Origin of the sequence: Streptomyces sp. NPDC008150, from assembly GCF_042956945.1 — a bacterium.
In the GTDB taxonomy this organism is placed as follows: Bacteria; Actinomycetota; Actinomycetes; order Streptomycetales; family Streptomycetaceae; genus Streptomyces.
Map to the genome: position 1 here is coordinate 560256 of NZ_JBIBHJ010000002.1, position 25278 is coordinate 585533.

Annotated in this window: 23 protein-coding genes; 13 read left to right on the top strand and 10 right to left on the bottom strand. The window is 73.3% G+C overall.

The genetic code is table 11. The annotated features are described in order from the left end of the window. Window positions 1–103: 103 nt before the first annotated feature. The 3 genes from ACFZA0_RS08435 to ACFZA0_RS08445 all read left to right on the top strand — a co-directional run bounded on the left by ACFZA0_RS08435 (window position 104) and on the right by ACFZA0_RS08445 (window position 2781). On the top strand, window positions 104–541 hold the full coding sequence (locus ACFZA0_RS08435; protein WP_391013212.1) for a DUF485 domain-containing protein: 438 nt from the start codon (window positions 104–106) through the stop codon (window positions 539–541). After that, entirely contained in the window at window positions 538–2154 is a 1617-nt protein-coding gene (locus tag ACFZA0_RS08440) for a cation acetate symporter (RefSeq protein WP_391013213.1), read from the top strand. Before ACFZA0_RS08435 ends, ACFZA0_RS08440 begins: the two co-directional genes overlap by 4 nt. Before the next feature lie 156 nt (window positions 2155–2310). Next, window positions 2311–2781, top strand: a complete 471-nt coding sequence (locus ACFZA0_RS08445) for a TIGR03618 family F420-dependent PPOX class oxidoreductase (protein WP_391013214.1) — start codon at window positions 2311–2313, stop codon at window positions 2779–2781. A 21-nt stretch (window positions 2782–2802) separates the two neighbouring features. On the opposite strand, the gene ACFZA0_RS08450 is transcribed toward ACFZA0_RS08445, so the two are convergent. The 4 genes from ACFZA0_RS08450 to ACFZA0_RS08465 form a co-directional block, all read right to left on the bottom strand. Further along, window positions 2803–3612, bottom strand: a complete 810-nt coding sequence (locus ACFZA0_RS08450; protein WP_391013560.1) for a methyltransferase domain-containing protein — start codon at window positions 3610–3612, stop codon at window positions 2803–2805. Window positions 3613–3845: 233 nt separating this feature from the next. After that, window positions 3846–4880 (bottom strand): zinc-binding dehydrogenase, encoded by a 1035-nt coding sequence (locus tag ACFZA0_RS08455; RefSeq protein WP_391013215.1) that lies wholly within the window; start codon window positions 4878–4880, stop codon window positions 3846–3848. A gap of 291 nt (window positions 4881–5171) precedes the next feature. Continuing rightward, window positions 5172–7559 carry an ATP-binding cassette domain-containing protein gene (locus tag ACFZA0_RS08460; protein ID WP_391013217.1) on the bottom strand — a complete coding sequence of 796 codons (2388 nt, stop codon included), beginning with the start codon at window positions 7557–7559 and terminating at the stop codon, window positions 5172–5174. 205 nt (window positions 7560–7764) lie between these two features. Further along, window positions 7765–8367, bottom strand: a complete 603-nt coding sequence (locus tag ACFZA0_RS08465; protein WP_391013219.1) for a TetR family transcriptional regulator — start codon at window positions 8365–8367, stop codon at window positions 7765–7767. Window positions 8368–8486: 119 nt separating this feature from the next. Between ACFZA0_RS08465 and ACFZA0_RS08470 the strand changes: the two genes are divergently transcribed. Then, window positions 8487–9335, top strand: a complete 849-nt coding sequence (locus ACFZA0_RS08470) for a methyltransferase domain-containing protein (protein ID WP_391013221.1) — start codon at window positions 8487–8489, stop codon at window positions 9333–9335. Between the two features lie 13 nt (window positions 9336–9348). Here ACFZA0_RS08470 and ACFZA0_RS08475 read toward each other — a convergent pair whose 3' ends face one another. Continuing rightward, window positions 9349–9792: a cupin domain-containing protein gene (locus ACFZA0_RS08475; RefSeq protein WP_391013223.1), complete on the bottom strand. Its 444-nt coding sequence runs from the start codon at window positions 9790–9792 to the stop codon at window positions 9349–9351. Window positions 9793–9983: 191 nt separating this feature from the next. On the opposite strand from ACFZA0_RS08475, the gene ACFZA0_RS08480 reads away from it, so the two are divergent. The 7 genes from ACFZA0_RS08480 to ACFZA0_RS08510 all read left to right on the top strand — a co-directional run bounded on the left by ACFZA0_RS08480 (window position 9984) and on the right by ACFZA0_RS08510 (window position 19023). Then, the gene (locus ACFZA0_RS08480; RefSeq protein ID WP_391013225.1) at window positions 9984–11270 is read left to right on the top strand and encodes an extracellular solute-binding protein; all 1287 of its coding nucleotides are present in this window, start codon (window positions 9984–9986) and stop codon (window positions 11268–11270) included. A gap of 58 nt (window positions 11271–11328) precedes the next feature. Then, window positions 11329–12267, top strand: coding sequence for an ABC transporter permease subunit (locus ACFZA0_RS08485; RefSeq protein ID WP_391013227.1), 939 nt, complete (start codon window positions 11329–11331; stop codon window positions 12265–12267). Between the two features lie 15 nt (window positions 12268–12282). Further along, entirely contained in the window at window positions 12283–13110 is an 828-nt protein-coding gene (locus ACFZA0_RS08490) for an ABC transporter permease subunit (protein ID WP_391013229.1), read from the top strand. Next, the gene (locus tag ACFZA0_RS08495) at window positions 13107–14183 is read left to right on the top strand and encodes a substrate-binding domain-containing protein (RefSeq protein ID WP_391013231.1); all 1077 of its coding nucleotides are present in this window, start codon (window positions 13107–13109) and stop codon (window positions 14181–14183) included. Before ACFZA0_RS08490 ends, ACFZA0_RS08495 begins: the two co-directional genes overlap by 4 nt. 64 nt (window positions 14184–14247) lie before the next feature. Next, a complete protein-coding gene (locus ACFZA0_RS08500) occupies window positions 14248–16182 on the top strand; it encodes a cellulase family glycosylhydrolase (RefSeq protein WP_391013233.1) in 1935 nt (644 codons plus the stop codon). After that, window positions 16179–18518, top strand: coding sequence for a glycoside hydrolase family 3 N-terminal domain-containing protein (locus tag ACFZA0_RS08505; protein ID WP_391013235.1), 2340 nt, complete (start codon window positions 16179–16181; stop codon window positions 18516–18518). Before ACFZA0_RS08500 ends, ACFZA0_RS08505 begins: the two co-directional genes overlap by 4 nt. A 133-nt stretch (window positions 18519–18651) precedes the next feature. Next, window positions 18652–19023 carry a hypothetical protein gene (locus ACFZA0_RS08510; protein WP_391013237.1) on the top strand — a complete coding sequence of 124 codons (372 nt, stop codon included), beginning with the start codon at window positions 18652–18654 and terminating at the stop codon, window positions 19021–19023. Between the two features lie 68 nt (window positions 19024–19091). On the opposite strand, the gene ACFZA0_RS08515 is transcribed toward ACFZA0_RS08510, so the two are convergent. Next, complete coding sequence (locus ACFZA0_RS08515; protein WP_391013239.1) at window positions 19092–19718, bottom strand: YbhB/YbcL family Raf kinase inhibitor-like protein; 627 nt, start codon at window positions 19716–19718, stop codon at window positions 19092–19094. A gap of 157 nt (window positions 19719–19875) precedes the next feature. Between ACFZA0_RS08515 and ACFZA0_RS08520 the strand changes: the two genes are divergently transcribed. Beyond that, a complete protein-coding gene (locus ACFZA0_RS08520) occupies window positions 19876–20748 on the top strand; it encodes a helix-turn-helix domain-containing protein (protein ID WP_391013241.1) in 873 nt (290 codons plus the stop codon). A 31-nt stretch (window positions 20749–20779) separates the two neighbouring features. On the opposite strand, the gene ACFZA0_RS08525 is transcribed toward ACFZA0_RS08520, so the two are convergent. Next, a complete protein-coding gene (locus tag ACFZA0_RS08525) occupies window positions 20780–21421 on the bottom strand; it encodes an HAD-IA family hydrolase (protein WP_391013562.1) in 642 nt (213 codons plus the stop codon). 115 nt (window positions 21422–21536) lie between these two features. On the opposite strand from ACFZA0_RS08525, the gene sthA reads away from it, so the two are divergent. Next, window positions 21537–22946, top strand: coding sequence for a Si-specific NAD(P)(+) transhydrogenase (gene sthA / locus ACFZA0_RS08530; protein ID WP_391013243.1), 1410 nt, complete (start codon window positions 21537–21539; stop codon window positions 22944–22946). Between the two features lie 105 nt (window positions 22947–23051). On the opposite strand, the gene ACFZA0_RS08535 is transcribed toward sthA, so the two are convergent. The 3 genes from ACFZA0_RS08535 to ACFZA0_RS08545 all read right to left on the bottom strand — a co-directional run bounded on the left by ACFZA0_RS08535 (window position 23052) and on the right by ACFZA0_RS08545 (window position 25114). Then, the gene (locus ACFZA0_RS08535; RefSeq protein ID WP_391013245.1) at window positions 23052–23549 is read right to left on the bottom strand and encodes a DUF5709 domain-containing protein; all 498 of its coding nucleotides are present in this window, start codon (window positions 23547–23549) and stop codon (window positions 23052–23054) included. Between the two features lie 192 nt (window positions 23550–23741). Next, on the bottom strand, window positions 23742–24107 hold the full coding sequence (locus ACFZA0_RS08540; RefSeq protein ID WP_391013247.1) for a DUF6479 family protein: 366 nt from the start codon (window positions 24105–24107) through the stop codon (window positions 23742–23744). A 53-nt stretch (window positions 24108–24160) separates the two neighbouring features. Further along, entirely contained in the window at window positions 24161–25114 is a 954-nt protein-coding gene (locus tag ACFZA0_RS08545) for a lysylphosphatidylglycerol synthase domain-containing protein (protein WP_391013249.1), read from the bottom strand. Between the last annotated feature and the right edge of the window lie 164 nt (window positions 25115–25278).

Below are 25278 nucleotides of genomic sequence, written 5' to 3' on the forward strand. Positions count from 1 at the left end.
CCTCGCCCCGATCTCGGCGCATAGCGTGCAATGACCCGAACCGCTCTCCCCACCTCCCTGGAGTCCGCGACCACCGGGCTCCAGCCGCGCTAGGAGAACCGGGATGATCTATGAGCAGCCCGAGTCGTACCCCGCCCGGCAGCACCGCGGACGGCACTCCTCCTCCGCTCCCGTTCCCCGTACCTGGCCGCCGACCGACGAACCGATGCGCAGCCGGGCCCCGTCGCGGTCCATCCTCGGACAGCACCGGGACCTGCGCGTGCTGCGGCGTGCCTACCGGTGGCAGCGACGGGTGGCGGCCTTCGCCGCACTCGGGTACTTCACCCTCTTCCTCGTCTTCTCCGCGCTGGCTCCCGACGTCATGACCCGGCCGGTGACCGGCGGTCTCTCCATGGGCATGCTGCTCGGACTGGTCCAACTCCCGGTCACCTGGCTGGCGATCGCGCTGTACGGGTGGACCGCCCGCCGCTTCGTCGATCCGCTCGCGCGGCGGGTGCGGCGCCAGAGCGTGCCGCACGGCCAGAAGGAGCTGCCGCGATGACGGTCTTCACGGGCTCCGCGCAGTCGTGGTCGCTGGTCGCCTTCTGCACCGTGGTGACCGTGACGCTGCTGCTGTGCGTGATGACCGGTCCCGACCGCGACGACCTCGACGAGTTCTACACCGGGTACCGGTCGGTGTCGCCGATGCGCAACGGCCTCGCCATAGCGGGCGACTACATCTCCGCGGCGACGGTCCTGACCATCGGCGGGGTGATCGCGACATGCGGCTACGACGGTGTCGTCCTGGCGCTGAGCAGTCTGCTGTCGCTGCTGCTGCTGATGTTCCTGCTCGCCGAACCCCTGCGCAACACGGGCCGGTTCACGATGGGTGACGTGTTCGCGCGGCGGATGCCGGCCCATCGTTCGGTGCGGATCACCGCGTGCGCCGTCACCATCACCGCGCTGATGCCCATGATGCTCGTCCAACTCGCCAGCACCGGGCAGCTGTTGGCCTTCATCCTCGGATTCTCCAGCGGGGTCATGAAAACGGGCTGCATCATCGGCATGGGTGCGCTGATGATCAGTTACGCGGCCATCGGCGGCATGAAGGGCACCGCGCTCATCCAGTTGCTGAAGATGGTCGTGCTGCTCGGTTCGGGCGCGGTGGTCGCCGCGCTCATCATGCACACCTTCTCCTGGGACCCGGGCCGGCTGTTCAGCACGGCGGCCGAACGCAGCGGCGCCGGGCCCGCGTTCCTGCGCTCGGGCCTCCAGTTCAGCGGCGGCCCGCACCCGAAGCTCGACATGATCAGCACGCAGTTCTCCATCGTCCTCGGCGGCGCGTGCCTGCCGCACGTCACGATGCGGATGTACACACCGGACAACGCCCGTCAGGTGCGGCGATCGATGTCCTGGGCGGTGTCGTCCGTCGCGCTGTTCGTGGTCGTCATCACGGTCGTCGGCATCGGCGCGACCGCGCTGATCGGGCGGGCGGGCATCACCGCCGCCGACCCGCAGGGCAACACCGCCTACCTGCTGGGCTCGCGCGCCGCGTTCGGGACCCACGTCTCCCGTGCGGAAACCTTCCTCTTCACCACGGTCACCACGGCGATCTTCCTGACCCTGCTCGCCTCGGTGGCCGGCATGATCCTCGCCTGCGCCAACTCCCTCGCGCACGACGTCTTCGCGACCCGCAAGGGAGAGGTCACCCCCATGCGGGAGATGACGGTAGCGCGGGCGTCGGCGGTCGCGGTCGGCGTCCCCGCGATCCTGCTCGCCGCCCTCGTGCAGCACCGCAGCCTGCAACCGCTGGCGACGCTCTCCTTCTGCCTCGCCGCGTCGGCCATCGCACCGGCCCTCGTCTACAGCCTCTTCTGGCGCCGGTACACGCGCACCGGGCTGCTGTGGACCCTCCTCGGCGGGTCGCTCGTCGTCCTCGTACTGATGCCGGGCACCCGGCTGGTGTCGGGCTCCCCCGTGTCCGCCTTCCCGGACGCCGACTTCAACTGGTTCCCGTTCGCCACGACGGGCCTGGTGTCGATCCCGGCGGGTTTCCTGTGCGGCTGGCTCGGCACGATGCTGTCGCGGCGCCGCTCGGTCAAGGAGACGAAGCAGCGCTACGCGGAGATCGAGAGCCGCATCCTGGCGGGGCCGGCGCGCAGCAGGGCCGAGTGACGGAGCCCACCGGCCGGGCACGCCCACCTGCGGCGGCGTACCGGCGGGCCCGGCCCCGGCGGTGGCAGCGGGGCGGACGGGCCGCATCCGCCGCTGCCGGACCGCGCGGCGCCCGTCGCCCCGGCCGGCCCGCGGCGCACGGCCTAGGCTGGGCCCATGGCACCGAACATCGCGACCAACACCTCCGTGACCCTGGACGAGCTGCTCGACTTCGTCCGTCCCCGGCACCGTGCCCTGCTGCTGACCCGCCGCGCGGACGGCGGACCGCAGGGCTCGCCCCTCACCTGCGGCGTGGACGACTCGGGCCGGATCGTCGTCTCCACCTACCCGGAACGGGCCAAGACCCGCAACGCCAAGCGTGACCCGAAGGTCAGCGTCATCGTCCTCAGCGACGACTGGAACGGCCCCTGGGTCCAGGTCGACGGCACGGCCGAGGTGATCGACGCGCCGGACTCCGTGGACGCCCTGGTCGAGTACTACCGGAACATCGCGGGCGAGCACCCCGACTGGGACGAGTACCGCGCGGCCATGCTCAAGCAGGGCAAGTCCATCATCAGGATCACCCCGGAGCGCTGGGGCCCCCTGGCGACGGGCGGCTTCCCCGCGCGGCTGGCTCCCGAGGAGTAGGTCGGCCCCGGTTCCGCGAGGTCAGTGCCGCGCGCGGGCGAGCAACGCCGCGTGCGGCAGGCCGAGGAGGCCGTCGGGGGTGGTGAACTCTGCGCCGAGCAGGTCGTACTGGCGCCTCACCTCGGCGCGGACCTCGGGGGTCTGGCTGCTCAGGAGGGCTCCGACGTGGGCGACACCCGCCGCCGGGCCGCTCCACCACTCCTCGGCGCCCACCCGGTGGTTCCACCGCAGCGTTTCGCAGGCCGCGTCCCGCAGGCCGCCCGCGTCCAGCAGGGCGGTCAGGCCGCTCTCGTCGCGGGGGAAGTCGTCCTCGGGTGCGAGTCCCGCGGGCAGGTGCGGCGGGCGTACGGCGCCGCCCGCACGGAGCGCCCGGCCCATCAGCGCCTGGCCGGGGGCGGGCGGCGCGGCCCAGATGGTCAGGGCGATCCGGCCGCCGGGCCGCAGCACGCGCCGCAGTTCGGTCAGCGCCTCCCTGGGGCGGCCGACGTGGTTCACCACGAAGTTGGCGGTCACCGCGTCGAACGTGCCGTCCGCGAAGGGCAGTTCGGGCAGGATGCCGACGCGGACGTCTGCGTCCGGCACGGCACGCGCCGCCATGTCGACCATGCCGGGGTCCGCGTCCACCGCGGTGACCGAGGCGCCCCTGGCGCGTCCCGCGACGGCGACGGTGCCGGGCCCCGTCCCGACGTCGAGGAGACGTGTGCCCGCCACCACGCCCGCCGCGTCAAGGAGTTGGGGAACGGTGTGCGCGCACAGCCTCGCGAAGCTCGCGGCGTAGTCGGCACTGCGTCCCGCCCAGATCAGCCGTTCGCTCCTGTCGAAGACCGTCACCACGTGCCGCACACTCCCCGCCGCCGACCGACCGCCGGGGCGTCGGACATCTCGTCCGGTCCGGCGGCAACTCACCTTGCACGCACCCTATCCCAGCCCTGATCAGCGACAACGTCCGCGTTCGCCGCGGTGGTTCAAGCTACGGCGGGCCCGCGCACCTCCCCGGCACGCCGCTGCCCGGCCCGCGTCGGGGCGGGCCGGGCAGCGGCGACGGAACCGGGGAGCGGTTCGGGTCAGGGGCGGACGAGGACCTTGAGGGCCTTGCGGTCGGCCATCGCCCGGTAGCCGTCCGGGACTTCGTCGAGGCTCACCGTGCGGTCGAAGACGCGCCCGGGGTCGACCCTGCCCTCCAGGACGTCCGGCATCAGTTCCTCGATGTACGCGCGGGCGGGGGCGACGCCACCCGTCAGCGTGATGTTGCGCATGAACTCGGGGCCGCCCATCCGTACCCGGTCGTACTGGGGCGCACCCACGCGGGAGACGGTGCCGCCCGCGCGCACCACCGCGAACGCGGTGTCCAGCGCCGGTTCCAGGCCGACGCACTCCAGCACGGTGTGCGTTCCGTCGCCGCCGGTCAACTCCCGTACCTTCTCCGCGCCTTCGTCGCCGCGTTCGGCCACCACGTCGGTGGCTCCGAACTCGACGCCGAGGTCCGTGCGCACTTTGTGCCTGCCCATCAGGATGATGCGCTCGGCGCCCAGCCGCTTCGCCGCGAGGACGGCCGAGAGGCCCACGGCGCCGTCGCCGACGACGGTCACCGTGGTGCGGGGGTTCACCCCGGCCGTCACCGCGCAGTGGTGCCCGGTCGAGAAGACGTCGGAGAGGGTGAGCAGCGACGGCAGCAGTGCGGAGTCCTCCCCCACGGGCAGCTTGACCAGGGTGCCGTCCGCCTGCGGAACGCGCACCGCCTCGCCCTGGCCGCCGTCGACGTGCTCGGAGCCCCAGGAACCGCCGTGCCGGCAGGAGGTCTGCAGGCCCTCGCGGCAGAAGTCGCAGGTGTTGTCGGCCCACACGAAGGGCGCCACCACCACGTCGCCGCGCTTCAGCCCGGTCACGTCCGCGCCGGTCTCCTCGACCACGCCGAGGAACTCGTGCCCGATCCGGTCGCCGTGCTCACCGGCCGGCTTGGAACCGTAGGGCCACAGGTCGCTGCCGCAGATGCAGGACCGCAGGACGCGCACCAGCGCGTCCGTGGGCTGCCGGATCACCGGGTCGGGCACGTCCTCGACGCGCACGTCTCCGGCGCCGTAGATCAAAGTCGCTCGCATGACTCACCTTTCGCGAATGGCCGGCGGACGGTTCGGCGCGCCGGGGGGCGCCCCGTCCTCGTGCGTCCGCACGCGCGTCGGCACCGCCGGACCGCGGAGGCCGACGGGTGCCGCCGAGGGGTACGGCCGCACCGGGCCGCCGGGTGCGGACCGCACCGTCGGTACCGTCCGCACCACCGTCACCGCCGAGTACCCGGCCGGCCCGCCGGGTAACGCGGCGGACCGGCCGGTGGTGAACGTCACGGCCGCAAAGCGGAGGATCAGCGGCCGGTGACGGGGCGGGGCGGGCCGTCATGCCCCCACGTACGCCGCGAGGTGCTCGCCCGTGAGGGTCGCGCGCGACGCGACGAGGTCGGCCGGGGTGCCCTCGAAGACGACGCGGCCGCCGTCGTGGCCCGCGCCGGGGCCGAGGTCGATGATCCAGTCGGCGTGCGCCATGACCGCCTGGTGGTGTTCGACCACGACGACCGACTTGCCGGAGTCGACGAGCCGGTCGAGGAGGGCGAGCAGTTGCTCCACGTCGGCGAGGTGCAGCCCCGTGGTCGGCTCGTCGAGGACGTACACGCCGCCCTTGTCGGCCATGTGCGTGGCCAGCTTGAGGCGCTGCCGCTCGCCGCCGGACAGCGTGGTGAGCGGCTGGCCGAGCGTGAGGTAGCCGAGGCCGACGTCGGCGAGCCTCGTGAGGACGCGCCGGGCCGCGGGGGTGGCCGCCTCGCCCTCGCCGAAGAACTCGCCGGCCTCGTCGACGGACATCGCGAGCACCTCGCTGATGTCCCGGCCGCCGAGCCGGTGCTCCAGCACGGACGCCTGGTACCGCTTGCCGTCGCAGTCCTCGCAGGGACTGGCCACCCCGGCCATCATGGCCAGGTCGGTGTAGACCACGCCGGCGCCGTTGCAGGTGGGGCAGGCGCCCTCGGAGTTGGCGCTGAACATGGCCGGTTTCACGCCGTTCACCTTCGCGAACGCCTTGCGGATCGGGTCGAGCAGCCCCGTGTACGTCGCCGGGTTGCTGCGCCGCGAACCGCGGATGGGGCCCTGGTCGACGGACACGACCCCCTCGCCCGCGGGGATCGACCCGTGGACGAGCGAGCTCTTGCCGGAGCCCGCGACACCGGTGACCACGACGAGGACCCCGAGCGGGACGTCCACGTCGACGTCCCGCAGGTTGTTCGCCGACGCGCCGCGGATCTCCAGCGTGCCGGTGGGTGCGCGCGGCGTGTCCTTGACGGACGCCCGGTCGTCGAAGTGCCGCCCGGTGGCGGTGTCCCCCTTGCGCAGCCCCTCGACGGTGCCCTCGAAGCAGACCGAGCCGCCCGCCGTGCCGGCGCCGGGCCCGAGGTCGACGACGTGGTCGGCGATGGCGATGGTCTCGGGCTTGTGCTCGACGACGAGCACGGTGTTGCCCTTGTCCCGCAGGCGCAGCAGCAGGTCGTTCATGCGCTGGATGTCGTGCGGGTGCAGGCCGGCGGTGGGCTCGTCGAAGACGTAGGTGACGTCGGTGAGGGAGGAGCCGAGGTGGCGGATCATCTTCACCCGCTGGGCCTCGCCGCCGGAGAGCGTGCCGGCCGGGCGGTCGAGGGCCAGGTAGCCGAGGCCGATCTCCACGAACGAGTCGAGTGTCTGCCGGAGCGCGGTGAGCAGCGGTGCCACCGACGGCTCCGTGAGCCCGCGGACCCAGTCGGCGAGGTCGCTGATCTGCATCGCGCAGGCGTCGGCGATGCTGATCCGCCCGATCTTCGAGGAGCGGGCGCCCTCGCCGAGCCTGGTTCCGTCGCACTCGGGACAGGTGGTGAAGGCGACCGCGCGGTCGACGAAGGCCCGGATGTGCGGCTGCATCGCCTCCTTGTCCTTGGAGAGCATCGACTTCTGCACCCGGGGGACCAGCCCCTCGTACGTCATGTTGATGCCGGCGATCTTCATGCGGGTCGCCTCGTGGTGCAGGAAGTCGTGCAGTTCCCTCTTGGTGTACTCGCTGATCGGCTTGTCCGGGTCGACGAAGCCCGACTCCTTGTAGAGCCGCATGTTCCAGCCGTCCGAGCCGTACCCGGGAATGGTGATCGCGCCCTCGTTGAGGGACTTGGAGTCGTCGTAGAGCTGCGTGAGGTCGATGTCGGAGACGGAACCGCGGCCCTCGCAGCGCGGACACATGCCGCCGGTGCGGTTGAAGGTGGCCTTCACCGCCTTCCTGTTGCCGCGTTCGACGGTGATGGCACCGCTCGCGCGCACCGAGGGGACGTTGAAGGCGTAGGCGCTCGGCGGGCCGATGTGCGGCTTGCCGAGGCGGCTGAAGAGGATGCGCAGCATCGCGTTGGCGTCGGTGGCGGTGCCGACGGTGGAGCGGGGGTCGGCGCCCATCCGCTGCTGGTCGACGATGATCGCGGTGGTGAGCCCTTCGAGGACGTCCACCTCGGGCCGGGCGAGTGTGGGCATGAAGCCCTGCACGAAGGCGCTGTAGGTCTCGTTGATCAGCCGTTGCGACTCGGCGGCGATGGTGTTGAACACCAGCGAGCTCTTGCCCGAGCCCGACACCCCGGTGAAGACCGTCAGCCTGCGCTTGGGGATCTCGACGCTGACGTCCTTGAGGTTGTTCTCGCGCGCGCCCAGCACGCGGATCAGATCGTGGCCGTCGGCGCCGTGCTGTTCGGGCGAGCCCGCGTCCGTCCTGGTGGCCCTGCTCATCGTGTCTCCATCCGTTGCGCGGGACGCCCGGGCGGCCTCGCCGACGACTTCTGCCGACGGCCGGCCCGCCCGCGCGCGAGGCAGGGCGACGGGGTCCGACCGGTGCTGCGGTTCACGCTACGGGGCCGCGGTCCGGTTCCGCTTCTTCGATCCTGACCTGCCGGGGAGACCGCGACCGGTCGCACCCCCGCCGTGCCGCGGTCCGTCAGCTCCCGCCCGGCTCGCGCAGGACGGGGGTCAGGACGGTGCCGACCATCCGGTGGACGGCGGCCGTGTCGGGCGGCGGGGCGTCACGGTCGGCGAAGAGCAGGTGCGCGGTTCCGATGAGAGTGGGGGCGAGGGTCCCGGCGTCGGCGTCCGCGGCGACGCGTCCGGCGGTGCGCTCGGCGGAGAGGTACGCGGCGATCACCGCGGTCGCCTCGGTGAGCAGCGGAATCCCGGTCGGGGTGGTGGGCCGCAGCCGGGCGCGCAGCCCGTCGCGGGCGAAGATCAGGCCGACGACCGCGACGGCCACCGTCCCGAACAGGTCGGTCAGCGCGTCGGTGAGGTTGCCGACGACGGTGCCGGTCCCGGTACGGTCGCGCAGCACCGCGGCCAGGTCGTCGAGGCGGGCGACGCGGTCCTGGACCAGTTCCGCGAGGAAGGCGTCGAAGTCGGCGAAGTGCCGGTGCAGCACGCCCTTCGCGCACCCGGCCTCGGTGGTGACCGCGCGGCTGGTCAGCGCCCCGGGTCCGTCCCGGAGGAGGACGCGTTCGGCCGCCATGAACAACTGCTCGCGCGCGTCGCGGATCGCCACACCTGTCGGCACTTTCGCGTCGTCCCGTCTCGTCCGCCGGGGCTCGCCCGGCTGTTGCGCCCCGGCCGGGCGGCAGGCCCGGCCGTCCCGCCCGGTTGACCAGTGGGCGTGCGCCCACTAGGAATGGGCACATGCCCACTGTACCTCCGGGGCCCCCGCGCCCCTCCGGCAACGAGATCCACCGGCACCGCGGCGTCGCCGAGTCGTTCGGCACCGACCCCGAGCGCTACGACCGCACCCGGCCCCCGTATCCGGACGGCCTGATCGAGGCCGTCGTCGCCGCGGCGCCGGGGCCCGACCTGCTCGACGTCGGCACCGGGACCGGCATCGCGGCGCGCCAGTTCCGGGCCGCCGGCTGCCGGGTGTCCGGGGTCGAACCCGACGCGCGGATGGCCGAGTTCGCCCGGCGCGACGGCACCGACGTCGAGGTGGCCGCCTTCGAGACCTGGGAACCCGGTGGACGGACCTTCGACGCGGTGGTGGCCGGGCAGGCCTGGCACTGGATCGATCCGGTCGCGGGCGCGGCGCAGGCGGCGCGGGTGCTGCGGCCCGGCGGTCTGCTCGCGGTGTTCTGGCACGTGGTCGAACCGCCGCCGGAGGTCGCCGACGCGTTCGCGGAGGTCTTTCGACAGGTGCTGCCCGACTCGCCGTTCGACCTCCGCAGGACGGGGCCCGCCCTGGCCGGCTACCGGACGATGTTCGACGCGGCGGCCGACGGAATCACGGCCGCGGGCGGCTTCGGCGGTCCGCGCGAGTGGCGGTTCGACTGGGAGCGGACCTACACCCGGGAGGCGTGGCTGGACCAACTCCCCACCCAGGGCACCCTCACCCGGGTTCCGGAGAAGGAGCGGGCGGCGATCCTGGACGGCGTCGGGGCCGCCGTCGACGCGCTCGGCGGCAGCTTCACGGCGGCGTACTCGACGGTCGCGGTCACCGCGACGCGGACCGACCGGCCGTCTCCCGACAGGGGCCGCTCCTGAGGGAGTTCACCGCTCAGGGCATCTCGAAGTCCGCGAAGTCGAACCCCGGAGCCACCACGCACGTGACCAGCACGGGCTCCGTGCCCGTCGGTTCGGCGCTCTGCCACACCCCGGCGGGAACCAGCCCCTGCGGGCTCGCCCCGCTCTCCACCGCACCGCCCACCGTGATGTCCACGGCACTCCCCTCGTCCGGCGCGTCCCCGTCCCCGCCGAGCCGCAGGCGCAGCGGGCCTCCGCCGTGCCACAGCCACAGTTCGTCCGAGCGCACCCGGTGCCAGCGCGACGCCTCGCCGGGATGCAGCAGGAAGTAGATGCCCGTGGCGCAGGAGCGGGGGCCGTCGTAGCCCTCGGGCCGGATCCGCGTGGTGGTCTTCCAGGTCTCGCTACCAGCCGCCCTCGACGTGCGGTCGCAGGCCGAGGAGTTCCACGAGCGGTGAGAGATCTGCCATGACGGCATCCTCCCGCACGCCCGACGCCGCACGGGCCGCACCGCACCGCACCGGTTTCCCCGCGCACGGCCCTCCCGTCCCGGGCGCCCGCATTCCCGGCAGGGGGTTGACCCCACGCCCGTCGCACCTTAAGTTCCTCGCACCTTCGGAGGTACATCGATTAACCACTCGTTAACCGCCTGCTTGGAGACACCCCGCTGTGCGCTCACCGTTGACTCGGCGCGGCTTCCTCGCCGCCGGTACCGGCCTCGCCGCCACCGCTCTGCCCGCCCTCTCCGGCTGCTCCGCGCTCGTCGCGTCGGACGACGACCCCGACACCCTGGTCGTGCACAGCCAGTTGGGCACCACGGCACCGGGCTCGCCGACGTACCTCCACGCCCTGGACCGGTTCCGTGACGCGAACCCCGGGCTCAAGGTCAAGAACCTGATCAACGGCGACGACCTCGCCCAGGTCTACGAGACCTCGCGACTGGCCCACAAGGAGGCCGACGTCGTGATGGTCAACCTCTACGACAAGACGCTGGCGTGGACCGACGTGGGTGCCACCGTCGACGTCAAGGGCTATCTCGACGACTGGGGACTGCGCGAGCGGGTGCTTCCGGCGGCCGTCACCGCGTGGACGGACGACAAGGACCGGCTGCGCGCCTTCCCCTACTTCGCGACGAACTGGCCCGTGGCGTACAACAGGGCACTGCTCGACCGGGCGGGCGTCGGGACGGTGCCGACGACGGGTGACCAACTCATCGCCGCCGCACGCAAGTTGCGCGCCAAGGGTGTGGCGCCGGTGACGATCGGCGGCAACGACTGGACGGGCCAGAAGCTGCTCGCGCAGATCATCCAGACCTTCCTCTCCGAAGCCGAGGCCCAACACGCCTACTCCACGGGCGACTTCGGCAGCCGGGGCGCCCGGCAGGGCATCGACTACTTCGTGGAACTGCGGGACGCGGGCGTGTTCGCCGACAAGGCGCAGGGCCTGACGTCCGACTCGATGACCACCCAGTTCAACACCGGTGCCGCGGCGGTCGAGTCGGCGATGTCGTCGGCGCTCGCGACGGTGCCGGACGAGATCGCGCGCCACACGGACGTCGGCGGCTGGCCCCTCACGGACGGCGCGGCGCACCCGAGGCCCACGATCCTGCGGACGTACACGCTGATCGGGTTCTGGATCAGCCCGAACGGCGTGAAGAAGATCGACGCGGTACGGAAGTTCCTGGAGTTCATGTACTCGGCGGACACCGTGTCCCGGTTCATCCGGGAGGCGGGCCGGGACATGGCGCTGCGCTCGGACGCCGTGAGCACGGACTTCCCGCTGGTCGCCGCGGCGCAGCGGCTCGGCTCCGACGTGAGCCAGGTGCTGCTGCCTGACGTGTACGTCCCGCCCACCGCGAGCCAGCCGCTCGTCACGGCGACCAGTACGTCGTTCACGCGCGGCACCAGCGCCGCCAAGGTCCGCGCGGTCCTCGAAGCCGCCTACCGCTCCGCGTGAGGCGTCCGCACGTGTCCGCCCGCTCGTCGGCCCAGAACCAGTGCACGGGAGTCACCCCATGACGACGTTGACGTCCACACCGGGCGGTACCTCGGTCCGCCGGCCCGGTCCGCCCTCCCCGGCCCCCGGCCGGCGCACGCCCCGGCAGGGCGGCACGATCCTCGCCGTACCGGCGCTGGTCTGGTACCTCGTGTTCATGGTCGGCCCGATGGTCGCCATCTTCGTCATCGCCACCCTGCACTGGCCGGGGATGCTCCAGCCGGTGTCGTTCGCGGGGCTCGACAACGTCCGTACGGTCATGGACGACCCGGTGTTCTGGGACTCCGTGCGCAACACCGCCGTCCAGTTGGCGGTGGCGCTGCCGGTCATGATCGTGTGCGCGTTCATGCTCGGCTACTACGTGGCCCAGCGGCCGCCCGGCCACCGCGTCCTGCGCTACCTGCTGTTCATCCCCGGCCTGATCTCCACGCCCGCCAAGGCGATGGTGTTCTACGCGGCGCTGTCACCGGACGGGCTGCTGAACGGGGCGTTGCAGTCGGTGGGGCTCGGCTCGCTGACCGACGCGTGGCTGGCGTCGCCGTCGACCGCGCTGGCGTGCCTGATCGCGCTGGACGTGTGGAGCGGCATCGGTTTCACGGCGGTGCTGTTCGCGGCCCGCCTGAACAGCGTGCCGGACGAACTCGGCGAGGCGGCGCAGCTCGACGGGGCCGGCCACTGGCGCACCATGTGGCGCGTCCACTTCCCCGTGATCCGCGACTACGTCGGTGTCGTGACGATGCTGCAGTTCCTGTGGACGCTGTTCGGCTCGGCGCAGAACGTGCTGCTGCTGACGCAGGGCGGTCCGGGCACGTCGTCGACCACCCTGTCCTTCCTCGTGTACCAGAAGGCGTTCATCGCCGCCGACCTCGGCTACAGCCAGACCGTCGGAGTGATCCTCTTCCTGGCCGGGCTCGCCGGACTGCTCGTCATCCGCCGGGTGTTCCGCCAGAACTACTGATCGGAGCGGCTGTCCATGAAGCTCGGCAAACGCTGGCTGCCCGCCCACCTGCTGGTGTGGCTCTACGCGGTGCTGTTGATCGTGCCGCTCTACTACTTCCTCGCCTCGGCGTTCAAGTCGAACGAGGAGATCTTCGCCCATCCCTTCGCGCTGCCCTCGTCGTTCGGCCTGCACAACTTCCGGACCGCCTTCACCAGCGCGGACCTCGGCCTCGCGGTCGTCAACTCGGGTCTGGTGACGGTCCTTTCCCTGGTGCTGACGCTGGCGCTCGCCCTCCCGGCGGCGTTCGCGCTGGCCCGGTCGACGGGGCGGGCAGCGTCCGTCATGGAGAAGGTCTTCTCCCTCGGCTTCCTCATCCCCACGTTCGCGGCGCTCTTCCCGACCTTCCTGCTGGCCGCGGCGACCGGGCTGTTCCACACGCGGACGTTCATGGTGCTGTTCCTGCCCGCGACGGCGATGCCGCTGTCGGTGGTGATCCTGGTGCAGTTCATGCGGACCATCCCCGCCGAGATGGAGGAGGCCGCGCGGCTCGACGGCGCGTCCACGTTCGCGGTGCTGCGGCACGTGTACGTGCCCATGTGCCTGCCCGGCATCGCGACGGTGCTGCTGCTGAACTTCCTGACGTTCTGGAACGAGTACCTGTACTCGCTGGTCATCATCGGGCCGGACCCGGCGCAGCGCACCGTGCAGGTGGCACTGCCCACTCTGAAGGCCATCACGGGCACCGACTACGGCGTGCTCACCGCCGGTACCGTACTGACCCTCGTACCGGTCTGGGTCGTCTACACGGTGCTCCAGAAGCGGATGCAGCAGGCACTGGTGAACGGGGCGGTGAAGATGTGAGCGCGTCCACGGAGCAGGCGCCCGCGGGCGGGACGCCCGCCGGGAAACCGGCCGGGCGGCGGCCCACCATCAAGGAGGTCGCGGCCGAGGCGGGCGTGTCGACGGCGGCGGTGTCCCAGGCGTTCAACGGCAAGGGGCGGCTCTCCGGCGCGACCCGGCAGCGCATCCTGGACGCGGCGCTGCGGCTCGGCTGGTCGCCGAGCGCACCGGCGGCCGCCCTGCGCAGCGCCCGCACCCGCACCCTCGCGCTGGTGGTGCGCCGCCCCACCGACGTACTCGGCGCCGACCCCCACTTCAGTGAGCTGATCACCGGGATAGAGGGCGAACTCGCCCCGCGCGGCTACGGGTTGCTGCTGCACCTGGTGGCCGGAGTGCAGGAGGAGAACCTGCTGTACGAGCGGTTCGCGGCCGAGGGGCGGGTGGACGGGGCGATCCTGACGGACGCGCGCGCCGACGACTCCCGGCCCGCGCTGCTCGCCCGGCTCGGGCTGCCGGCCGTACTGCTCGGCGCCCCGGACCGGACGGCGGCGGTGCCGCGGGTCGGACTGGGCGGCCAGGGCGCCGGTGTCGCGGAAGTCGTCGCGCATCTGCTGGAGTTCGGCCACCGGCGCGTCGCCTATGTCGCGGGGCCGGCCGAACTCCAGCACACGCGACTGCGGCTGGGCGTCTTCGAGGCGGGGCTGCGCTCGGCCGGGCTGCGGCCGTTCGCCGTGCTGCACACCGACTTCACCGAACGCTCCGCGACCGCGGCCACCGAGGCGCTGCTGGACGCCCCGGACCGGCCGACGGCGGTCGTCTACGCCAACGACTCCATGGCGGTGTGCGGCATCGGCACCGCGCAGCGGCACGGCCTGCGCGTCCCCGCCGACGTGTCGGTCGTGGGGTACGACGACCTGCCGCTCGGCCGCTGGCTGCACCCGCGGCTGACCACCGTCGACCAGCAGGTGCAGCGGGTGGGGGCGGCCGCCGCCCGGCTGCTGCTCGCCCGCTGCGGCGAGGACGTCGAGGAGGCCGTGCTCGACGACCGGCCCCGGCTGGTGGTCCGGGAGTCCACCGGACCCGCCCCCGGCTGACGCCGCCCCACCGCCGCCCCGGGCCCCCGCGCCCGTACCGTACGAACGAGATCCGAGAAGGACCATGCGACGCCACAGCGCCCAACTCGCCCACGACAACGCCGTTCTGCCCTGGCTCGGCGCCAACTTCTGGTCCCGCACCGGCGGTCCGCTGATGTGGCGGGACTACGACCCGGGGATCGTCCGCGAGGAACTGCGGGTACTGCGCGAGCACGGTCTGACCATGACACGGTCGTTCTTCTACTGGCCGGACTTCCACCCCGAACCGCACCGCGTCGACGAGACGTTGTGCGAGCGCTTCGACGACTTCCTCGACGCGCACCGGGAGTTGGGCATGGGCACGGTGCCGACGTTCATCGTCGGCCACATGTCCGGCGAGAACTGGGACCCCGCCTGGCGCGGCGGGCGCGACCTCTACGAGGACGTGTGGATGGTGGGCAGGCAGGCCTGGTTCGTGTCGCGGATGACCCGGCGGTTCAAGGACCACCCGGCGGTGACCGGCTGGCTGATCACCAACGAGATGCCGGGCTACGGCCGGATCTACCAGGTCGACCCGCCGTCGTCCGACGTGGTCACGGCGTGGGCGCAGGCCATGTGCAACGCGGTGCGGGCGGCGGGCGGCACGCAGCCGGTGTCGCTCGGCGACGGGGCGTGGGGCATCGAGGTCACCGGGCGCGACAACGGCTTCTCGCTGCGGGACACCGCCGAGTACGTCGACTTCGTCGGCCCGCACGTCTACCGCTCCGACACCGACCTGGCACGCCAGCACCAACGGGCCGCGTTCGAGTGCGAGTTGGCGGCGGTCACCGGACAGCCCGTGGTCCTGGAGGAGTTCGGTCTGTCGACGGACACGGTGTCGGCGGAGAACGCCGGCACCTACTACCGGCAGACACTGCACAACTCGCTGCTCGGCGGGGCGACCGGCTGGATCGCGTGGAACAACACCGACTACGACGCGCTGTGGGACCGCTCGCCCTACGACCACCACCCCTTCGAGATGCACTTCGGCATCACCGACGGCACCGGCGCCCCCAAGGCCCCGCTGCGCGAACTCGCCTCCTTCGCCCAGGTGCTGAAGGACGTCGACTTCGCGCGCTGCGCTCGTTCCGACGCCGACGCGGCCCTCGTGGTGCCCGCCTTCCTGGAACGCGGCTACCCCTACAGCCGTCCGGCGGACCGCCCGCTGATCTTCACGTCGCTGCACCAGGGTTACGTGGCCGCCCGCGCGGCCGACCTGCCGGTGGCGCTGACCCGGGAGGCCGACGGGCTGCCCGGCGGGGCGAGCCTGTATCTGCTCCCGTCGACACGGCAGTTCACCACGCGCACCCGGCGGGAGCTGGAGCGGCGGGCGGCGGCGGGCGCCACGGTCTACCTGTCGTTCTGCTCCGGGGAGCACCCCGGCACGCGCGGACCGTGGTTCGACGACCTGGACGGACTGTTCGGCGTGGAGCTCCAGTTGGCGTACGGCGTCGCCGAGCCGATCGAGGACGACGTGCTGGAGATGAGGTTCACCGAGGACTTCGGGTCCGTCGGCGCCGGCGAGGTGCTGCGCTTCCCGGTCGCCGGCAACGAGGACAGCAGGGCCTACCTGCCCGTCGTGCCGCGGAGCGCGCGGGTGGTGGCGGTCGACGCGCACGGCCGTCCCGCGCTGCTTGTCAACGAGACCGGCGAGGGCCGCACCGTCCTCGCGACGTACCCCCTGGAGCACATGGCCGCCCGCACCGCGCGCGTCAACCCCGAGGAGACGCACCGCCTCTACGCGGCGCTCGCGGACGTCGCGGGAGCGCGGCGGCCCGTGACCGTGGACTCCCCGTACGTCGGCGCCGACGTCCTGCTGCACGAGGACGGACGGCGGTTCGTGTGGCTGGTCAGCCAGAGCCCCGAGGAGGTCACGGTGCGCCCGGTCGCGGACGGTGTCCTGCGCGAGCTGACGACCGGCGCCGAGACCGCCGACGTGACGCTCGCCCCCTGGGGCGTACGTGTCCTGGAGCTCGCGTGACCGGGCGGCCCGCGCGGAGCGGGACGGCGGCGCGCTACCTCGACCCGTCGGCGCCCGTGGCCGACCGGGTGCGCGACCTGCTCGGCCGGATGACGCTCGCCGAGAAGGTCGGCCAGGTCAACCAGCGGATGTACGGCTGGGACGCGTGGGAGCGCACCCCCGACGGTCACCGCCTGTCCGACGCGTTCCGCGCGGAGGTCGCCGCGTACGACGGCATGGGCGCCCTGTACGGGCTTCAGCGCGCCGACGCGTGGTCCGGGGTCGGTTTCGCCGACGGGATCACCGCGGCGGACGGTGCCCGGGTCGCCGACGCGGTCCAGCGGCACGTGGTGGAGAAAACCCGTCTCGGCATCCCGGTGCTGCTGGTGGAGGAGGTTCCGCACGGCCATCAGGCCCTGGACGGAACGGTGTTGCCGGTCAACCTGGCCGTCGGCGCGACCTGGGACCCCGGCCTGTACGAGGCGGCCGCGGCCGGTGCCGCGGCCGAACTGCGGGCGCGCGGCGGCCATGTGGCCCTGGTGTCCGCCCTCGACCTGGTGCGCGACCCGCGCTGGGGCCGGGCGGAGGAGTGCTTCGGCGAGGACCCGTACCTCGCGGCGCGCTTCACGGAGGCACTGGTGCGGGGCATGCGGAGCTCCGGCGTCGGGGTCGTGCTCAAGCACTTCGCGGGCCAGGGCGCGACGGTCGGAGGTCGCAACAGCGCGGCCACCGAGCTGGGCGCCCGCGAGTTGCACGAGATCCACCTGACGGCGGCACGTGCCGGGGTGCGCGCGGGCGCGGCCGGGGTGATGGCGGCGTACAACGAGTTCGACGGCCTGCCCTGCGTCGCCAACAGGGACCTGCTGACCGGCCTGTTGCGCGAGACGTGGGGCTTCGACGGGATCGTCGTGGCGGACGGGTGCGCGGTGGACCGCCTGGTCCGCCTCACCGGGGACCCGGTCGCCGCGGGTGCCCTCGCGCTGGACGCGGGGTGCGACCTGGGGCTGTGGGACGCGTGCTTCCCCCGGCTCGGGGAGGCCGTCGCGGGCGGGCTCCTCGCGGAGGCGGCGCTCGACACGGCGGTCGCCCGCGTGCTGACGCTCAAGTTCCGGCTGGGCCTCTTCGAGCAGCCGTACACCCCCGCGTCACCGCCCGAACAGCCGCTCCCGCTGCGCGAGTTGAGCGAGCGCATCGCGCGGGCGTCCCTCACCCTCCTCGAACACGACGGCCGCACACTGCCGTTGGACACGGCCGTGCGCCGTGTCGCCGTCATCGGCCCGAACGCCGACTCGGTGGCGCAGCAGATCGGCGACTACACGGCGCCGCAGCGGCCCGGCGGCGGGACCACGGTCCTGGAGGGGGTGCGCGCGGCCGCGCCGGCCGGCACCGGGGTGACGTACGCCCGGGGCGCGGAGCTGACCGGGGACGACGTCGGCGGCGTTCCCGACGCCGTGGCGCTGGCCCGCGCGGCGGACGTGGCCGTGCTGGTCCTCGGCGGGTCGAGCGCGCGGTCGGACGACACGTCGTTCGAGGCCAACGGCGCGGCCGTGGTCGGCGCCGGGCGGCCGTCGGGGATGACCTGCGGCGAGGGCGTCGACCTGGCCGATCCGGCACTGCCCGCGGGCCAGTCGGCGCTGCTCGCCGCGGTGGCGGCCACCGGCACCCCTGTCGTGGTCGTCCTCGTCCAGGGCCGCCCGCACGCGCTGCCCGACCTGTCCGGCACGGCCGCCGCGGTGCTCACCTGCTGGTACCCGGGCCCGTGGGGCGGGCGTGCGGTGGGCGACGTCCTGTTCGGCGCGGCGTCCCCGGAGGGCCGGCTGCCGGTCTCCGTCCCCCGGTCGGCCGCCCAGCTCCCGGTGTTCTACAACGTCAAGGACCACGGTTACCGGGGCTACGTCGACCAACCCGCGGTCGCCCGGCACCCGTTCGGCCACGGACTGTCCTACGGCACGGTGGCCTACGGCGAGCCGCGTCTGTCCCGGTCGGCCGTCACGGTCGCGGACCCGACGCTGACCTGCCGTGTCACCGTGCGGAACACCGGGCGGCACCGGGTCCGCGAGACCGTCCAGCTGTACGTGCGCCGGCTGTCGGGGGGCAGCTCGTGGCCCCGCGTCCGCGAGCTGCGCGGCTTCGTCCGCCTGGACCTGGCACCGGGCGCGGAGGGCGAGGCGGTCTTCGGCATCGACGCGGAGGTACTGGGGTCCGTCACCCGGGAGCTGGCCGTGGCGGTCGAGCCGGGCGAACTGCGCCTGGAGACCGGGCCGTCGTCGGCACGGACGCGGGGAGCGGCGCTGGTCGTCGGGACGGCACGGTCTGCGGAGCCGGTGGTCAAGTCGCCCCGTTCGGGGTGCCGTTGACACTGATGTCCGGGTTATCTCGGTGGCGGCTGTCTGAACGAACGCCCCCGGGGTAGGCGTGCGGGGCACGTTCACACACGCGCCGCCCCCGCATCCGCCCGGGCGGCGCCGAGCTGTCAGGGGGTTGGTCGGGATGAGACGCTTGGTCCCGTGGCACGGTCGGTCCGCGCGGGAGATCTCCGCGCGGCGGGCACGTCATCTGCGCGCCCAGCTCGGAGTCGCCGCCGACATCGCCATCACCGCGGAACGCCGGGCACTCGCCGCCCGTTCGGCCGAGGGCACGGACGGATCGCCCGCACCGCGCGGCCGGGTCGACGTCGCCGACGTCCTGGAGTACGCCCACCAGCACTTCGGCATCAGCTGCGCACCGCGCGACCGCGCCGCCTCCGTGCTCCGCGCACGGTACGAACTGCGCGGCGGACGCCGCGACCTGGACACCGACGCGTACACGCAGCCCGAGGCGACCGGCCCCGGCGACGAGGCCGGTCCGGGCCCGGGGGCGTAGGCGCCCCGCACACCGAGCACGTACCCGTCGGGCGCCGGGACCTCCCGGCGCCCGAACGTCTCCTTCGGTCACTCCCCCGCGGCCGTGCGCGCCGTCGCCGTGATGCGGGCGGAACCGATCACGTGGCCGCTCATGGTGAACCGGGCGACGGCGTCCGGCGTCGAGGCCGGCAGGTCCAGGGTCGGCACGTCCAGGGCCAGCACCGTCAGCCGGTAGTGGTGGGTGCCGTCCCCGGCGGGCGGGCACGGGCCCAGGTAGCCGGTGCCGCCCGCGTCGTTGGTGCCGGCCACGGCGCCGGCGGGCAGCGCCGCGTCCAGCGTGCTCGTCCCGGCCGGGATGTCCCAGGTGATCCAGTGCCAGAAGCCGCTGCCCGTCGCCGCGTCGGGGTCGAACATGGTGACCGCGTAGCTCCGGGTACCGGCCGGAGCACCGGTCCAGTGCAGCCGGGGCTGCCGGTCGGCCCCGGAGCAGCCGAAGGCGTTGGCGATCTCGTCGGCCGGGAAGGGCCTGCCGTCGCGCAGGTCCGGACTCGTCACCGTGAACCGGGCGGCACCGTCCGGCACCCCCTCCCGCACGGCCGTGTACCCGTAACCGCCGCCCGCGGGGCTCGCGCCGGCCACCCCGGCGCAGGACAGCGCGGCCACGGCACCCGCGATCGCGACAGCCGAACGCACCGTCCGCTTGCCTCTGTTCATGACGTCCTCCCGTTTCGCGGGGACCGCCGCACGGCGGCCCCGATGACCTCGACGATCGCGGCCGGAGCACGGGGCAGGAAGGCCGCCCGCATCCTGGCACCCGGAGTGCGACCCTGCGCCCTGGACACCGTGCCGAGCGGGCGCGGATGCTGGGCGCGTGAACGAGCGGGCCGGTGGACGGCGAGGTGAGCTGGGCGCGTTCCTGCGCGCGGCACGGGAGCGCACCGCCCCGCGCGACGTCGGCCTGCCCGGCCACGGCCGCCGCCGCACACCGGGGCTGCGCCGCCAGGAGGTCGCCGAACTGGCCGCGGTGAGCGTCGACTGGTACGCCCGGCTGGAGCAGGGCCGCGTGGGCGTCCCGGGCGTCACCGTGCTCGACGGCATCGCCGGCGCGCTGCGGCTGTCCCCGACGGAGCGCCGGCACCTGCACCTGATCGCCCGCGGCGAGGCGCCGCCGCGCGAGCGTGTCGCCGCCCCGGTCGGCCCCTCCCTGCGCGCACTGCTCGACGGCATGCCGCTGCTGCCCGCCTACGTGATCGACAGCCGCTTCGACGTCCTGGCCCACAACGCCGCCGCGACCGCCCTGTTCGGCACCGGCTTCGGGCAGGGCCTCGCCGCCAACAGCGCGCGGCTGCTGTTCCTCTCCCCGGACGTCCGGGCCGCCCAACTCGACTGGGAGCGCGTCGCCCGCGAGACGGTCGGCAACCTCCGCGCCAACCTGGCCCGGCACCGCGACGACGGACGTCTGCGCACGCTCGTCGCCGAACTGCGGTCCGCCAGCGCGGAGTTCGCGGCATGGTGGGACGACCGCACGGTGCGGGAACGGGCCCACGGCGGCAAACGTGTCCGCCACGCCACGGCCGGGGTCCTGTCCCTGTGCTACGACACCCTGGCCGCCGTGGACGGCTCCGACCAGCGCCTGCTCGTCCTCACCCCGGCCGACGCGGCGACCGAACGGGCGCTGCGGGGTCTCGTCGCCCGGCACACGGCGGCCCTCACCGAGGGCGGAGTGCGCCCGCTGGCGGGGTGACACCGCCGAACGGCGCCAACACCCGTGTGCGTCAGTCCTGTTCGGCCAGCGCCACCAGCTCGTGCAGCGAGTCCACGCGCCAGTCCGCCGCCGCGACCACCTCCGGGGCGTCCGCCCAGAGGTGACCCCAGGGACCGCGCCTGAGGTGTGCCGTGCGCAGGCCCGCCGCCTTCGCCGGGTACAGGTCGTTGGCGGGGTGGTCGCCCACGTAGAGGGTGCGCTCCGGGGCGGCCCGCGCCACCTCCAGCACGCGGTGGAAGAACTCCGGCCGGGGTTTGGCCACACCCCACTCGCCCGACGTGACGATCAGGTCGGCCGGCAGGTCGAGGTCGCGCAGCAACTCCCCCGCGCGAGGCGTCTGGTTGCCGGCCACGATCACCCGGACCCCGCGCGCCCGCAGCCCGGCGAGGGCGGGGCGGACGTCGTCGTAGAGGTCGTCCTCGCCGAGCGCCTCGCCCCGTCCCGCGGCCTCCCGGGCGTGGTACTCGGCCGCGACGTCGATGCCGGGACGCACCAGCCGCAGCGCGTCGCCGTGGTCGCGGCCCTCGGCGACGACCGCGCCGACCAGCGCCGACAGGGTGTGGCGGGGAACCTCCAGCCAGTCCGCCCACGACGCCCAGTACCGGTCGTCACGGGTGATCGTCTCTCCGACGTCGAACACCATGGTCTCCATCACCCGAGCGAGCCTACGGGCCGGGCCGTCCGGCCGCCGGGAACCGCGTCCCGCCGCCAACCGCGTTTGTCCGTCGGCCCTTTCGCCCGGACGTCCGGCCTGTCAGACTCCGGAGGTGCCAGACTTCGATTTCGACCTGCTCGTCATCGGTTCCGGACCCGGCGGCCAGAAGGCCGCCATCGCCGCGGCGAAACTGGGCCGCCGCGTGGCCGTGGTGGACCGCCCCGACATGGTGGGCGGGGTCTCCATACACACCGGAACCATCCCCTCCAAGACACTGCGCGAGGCAGTGCTGTACCTGACGGGTCTCACCCAGCGGGACCTGTACGGCCAGAGCTACCGGCTGAAGGAGGACATCACCGTCTCCGACCTGACCGCGCGCACCCAGCACGTGGTGGGCCGCGAGGTCGACGTGATCCGCAGCCAGCTCTCGCGCAACCGCATCTCCCTGTTCGCCGGTACCGCGCACTTCCTCGACGACCACACCGTGGCCGTGCGTGAACTCAGCGGCGCCGAGAAGCTGTTGGGCGCGGAACACATCGTCATCGCCTGCGGCACCCGGCCGGCCCGCCCGGACGCGGTGGAGTTCGACGGGCGCACCATCATGGACTCGGACAACGTCCTCGCCCTCGAACGCGTCCCGCGGTCCATGGTCATCGTGGGTGCCGGCGTGATCGGCATGGAGTACGCGAGCATGTTCGCCGCGCTGGGCAGCAAGGTGACGGTGGTCGAGAAGCGGTCCGGGATGCTCGACATGTGTGACGTCGAGGTCATCGAGTCGCTGAAGTACCACCTGCGCGATCTCGCGGTGACGTTCCGCTTCGGGGAGACCGTCGCGGCGGTGGAGCGGCACGAGCGCGGCGCGCTCACCGTCCTGGAGAGCGGCAAGAAGATCCCCTCCGACGCGGTGATGTACTCGGCGGGACGCCAGGGTCTGACCGACGAACTCGACCTGGACAAGGCCGGGTTGAGCGCCGATCCGCGCGGGCGGATATCCGTCGACGAGCACTACCGGACCGAGGTGCCGCACATCTACGCGGTGGGCGACGTGATCGGCTTCCCGGCGCTCGCGGCGACCTCCATGGAGCAGGGCCGGGCGGCGGCGTACCACGCGTGCGGCGAGCCGGTGGGACGCATGGGCGACCTCCAGCCGATCGGCATCTACACCATCCCCGAGATCAGCTTCGTGGGGCGCACCGAGGACCAACTGACTGAGGAATCCGTCCCGTTCGAGGTCGGCATCTCGCGCTACCGCGAGCTGGCCCGCGGCCAGATCATCGGCGACTCGCACGGCATGCTGAAGCTGCTGGTGTCACCCACCGACCGCAAGCTGCTCGGTGTGCACTGCTTCGGCACGGGTGCCACCGAGCTGATCCACATCGGACAGTCCGTGATGGGGTGCGGCGGGACCGTCGACTATCTGGTCGACACGGTCTTCAACTACCCCACCCTCGCCGAGTCCTACAAGATCGCGGCGCTGGACGCCACGAACAAGCTGCGCCAGATCGCCCAGCTCGGCGACTGAGGGGAGCGGGACGGCCGTGCCACGGGGCGCGCCGGGCGGTACGGACCCGCCCGGCGCGCCCAACCGCGACACCGGCCGAGGACGGGCCGCCGCAGGGGCCGCGACCTACGCCGGTTCGTCCGGGAGGAGCACGTCGTCCTCGACCACGTGGACGGCGGCCTCCTCCGCACCCGCCGCGCCGCCGTCGATCCCCACGTCGTTGGCGACCTCTTCCTTGGTGACATCGGCGCTGGTGCCCTCGTCCAGGGCGACCAGCCGGCCCGCCCGGCCGTCGCCCGCCTGCGGGTCCACGGGTTCGCCCGCCGTGTCCCGGCTGTCGCCGATGCCGTCGCCGGGTTCGTCCGTGACGTCGGGGACTTCCTCGGCCAGCCGCTGGTCGAGGGTCTCGCCCTCGTTCTGCTCCTCGGCGGTCGTGCCGTAGCGGGTCACCCCGAGGGGCCGCTCGGGCGGCGAGTACCCCTCGTCGAGGGTCTTGTCGTAGGACAGTTCGTCGAGGGCGTCCTCGGGGTCCAGCGCGCCGGCGTCCTGCTGCTCCTCGTTGCCCCCGGTGGGCTGGTAGACGTCGTCCGCCATGGGGTCGATCTCCGGTCGCTCCGTACTCATGGGCGCCTCCTCCTCGGGTTCGTGGTGCACGGCCGCACGGCGGCGTGACGCTCGCGTGCTCGCGTCGCCGTGCCGCTCGGCCGCCATGGTCCGCGTTTCCCGCCGGGCCCGCTCCAATCACACGGATCGCACGGTTCACACCTTTCGCCCGCGTGGGGGCCCGTACGCCGGCGGTGCACCGGTCGGCCGTTCTCAGGTGTGGCCGGGGCCGCCGCTGCCGAAGCCGCCGCTGGAACCGGGGCTCCACTGCCGATGGCGCTGGTCGCCGCTGCGTTTGGTCGAGGCGGCGTGCAGTTCGTAGGGCATGAGGCGTTCACCGTTCGCGGTGTGCGGCATCTCGTCCGGCTCGCGCGCCTCCTGTATCTCGTGCACCGCACCGGTGGCGGGCAGTTTCGGCTGCTCGGCGGCCCGGGGCGGCCTGGACTCGCGGCGGCGCACTCCGATGCCGAGCCGCACGGCCCACACCAGCGCGAGAACGATGACGAGGCCGCCGACGAAGGCACCGACCGAGTTGCCGATGGCACTGGCCGCGATCACTTCGAAGCTGTTTGCACCCATATGTCCGGTGTTCCCTCTTTTGGAGTCACCTAAAGAAAGAACGTTCGAAGTGCTCACAGGGACTTGCGGCGGACCATGACCGCGAGCAGGACCAGGCCCGGGACCAGCGGCAGCCAGACGGTCAGCAGTCGGTACCCGAGCACGGCCGAGGCCGCCGTGGCGGCGGGGGCGCCCGCCGCGGTGAGCGCGAGAGCGAGGGCCGCGTCCAGCGAGCCGATGCCGCCGGGCGTCGGCAGCAGGGCGGCGGCGCTGCTCGCGGCGAGGTAGAGCAGGGCCACCGTCAGAGGTGGCAGACGGAGACCCACCGCCTGCGTGACGGCGATCATGACGAGGGAGTGCAGCGTCGCGAAGGCGAGCGAGCCGCCCCACAGGGCGGCGGCCCTGGCCGGCCTGGCGTGCACGGCACGCACGTCGGCGACCGCGGCGGCCAGCACCCGCCCGCAGCGCGGCCGGCGCCCGGCCACCACCAGGACCGTCACGAGGGCCGCGACGCCCAGCACCCCGGCGATCGGGACGAGGGGACCGGGCGGCACGCGGAGCAGTCCCGGGCAGGCGAGCGCCAGCAGTGCGATCAGGACCGCGCGCACGGCACCGCCGGCCGTCCCCTTGACGGCGACGGCGGTCGCCGAGCGCGCGCATCCGAGTCCCTGACGCATCAGGAACCGCACGTTGACCACGCCCGCCCCCAGTCCGGCGGGCAGCAGATGGTTGGCGGCACTCGCCGCGAACTGCGCGGCGAGCAGCCGCCCACCCGGCAGCCGCTCGGTCACCGCGCCCTGCTGGGCGAGCGCCGAGCACAGCCAGGTCCCCGCGGCGGCCACGGCCCCGGCCAGCAGCCAGCCCGGGTCGGCCACCACGAGCCGCCCGGCGCCGGACTGGAGCACGGGCCAGTGGCGGCGGGCCAGCACGGCGAAGGCGGTCAGCACGAGGAGGGTGAACCCGGCCTGCCAGTAGACCCGTCTGCGGCTGCCGGCCGTGGCCGCGGTGATGCCGGAAGGTGTCGTCATACGGTCGCGCCCCTCCCTCGGCGGGACGGCCCGCGGGGCGTCCGCGCCGCACGGGCGCCGCGTTCGCGCTGCGGAGTCATCGTCCAGCCCCTCCCCCGCGCCGGGCAGGGTCTCTGGCGCGCCACCGCCCTCGGGCCGCGCACGCAAGTCCGGTAGGAACACGG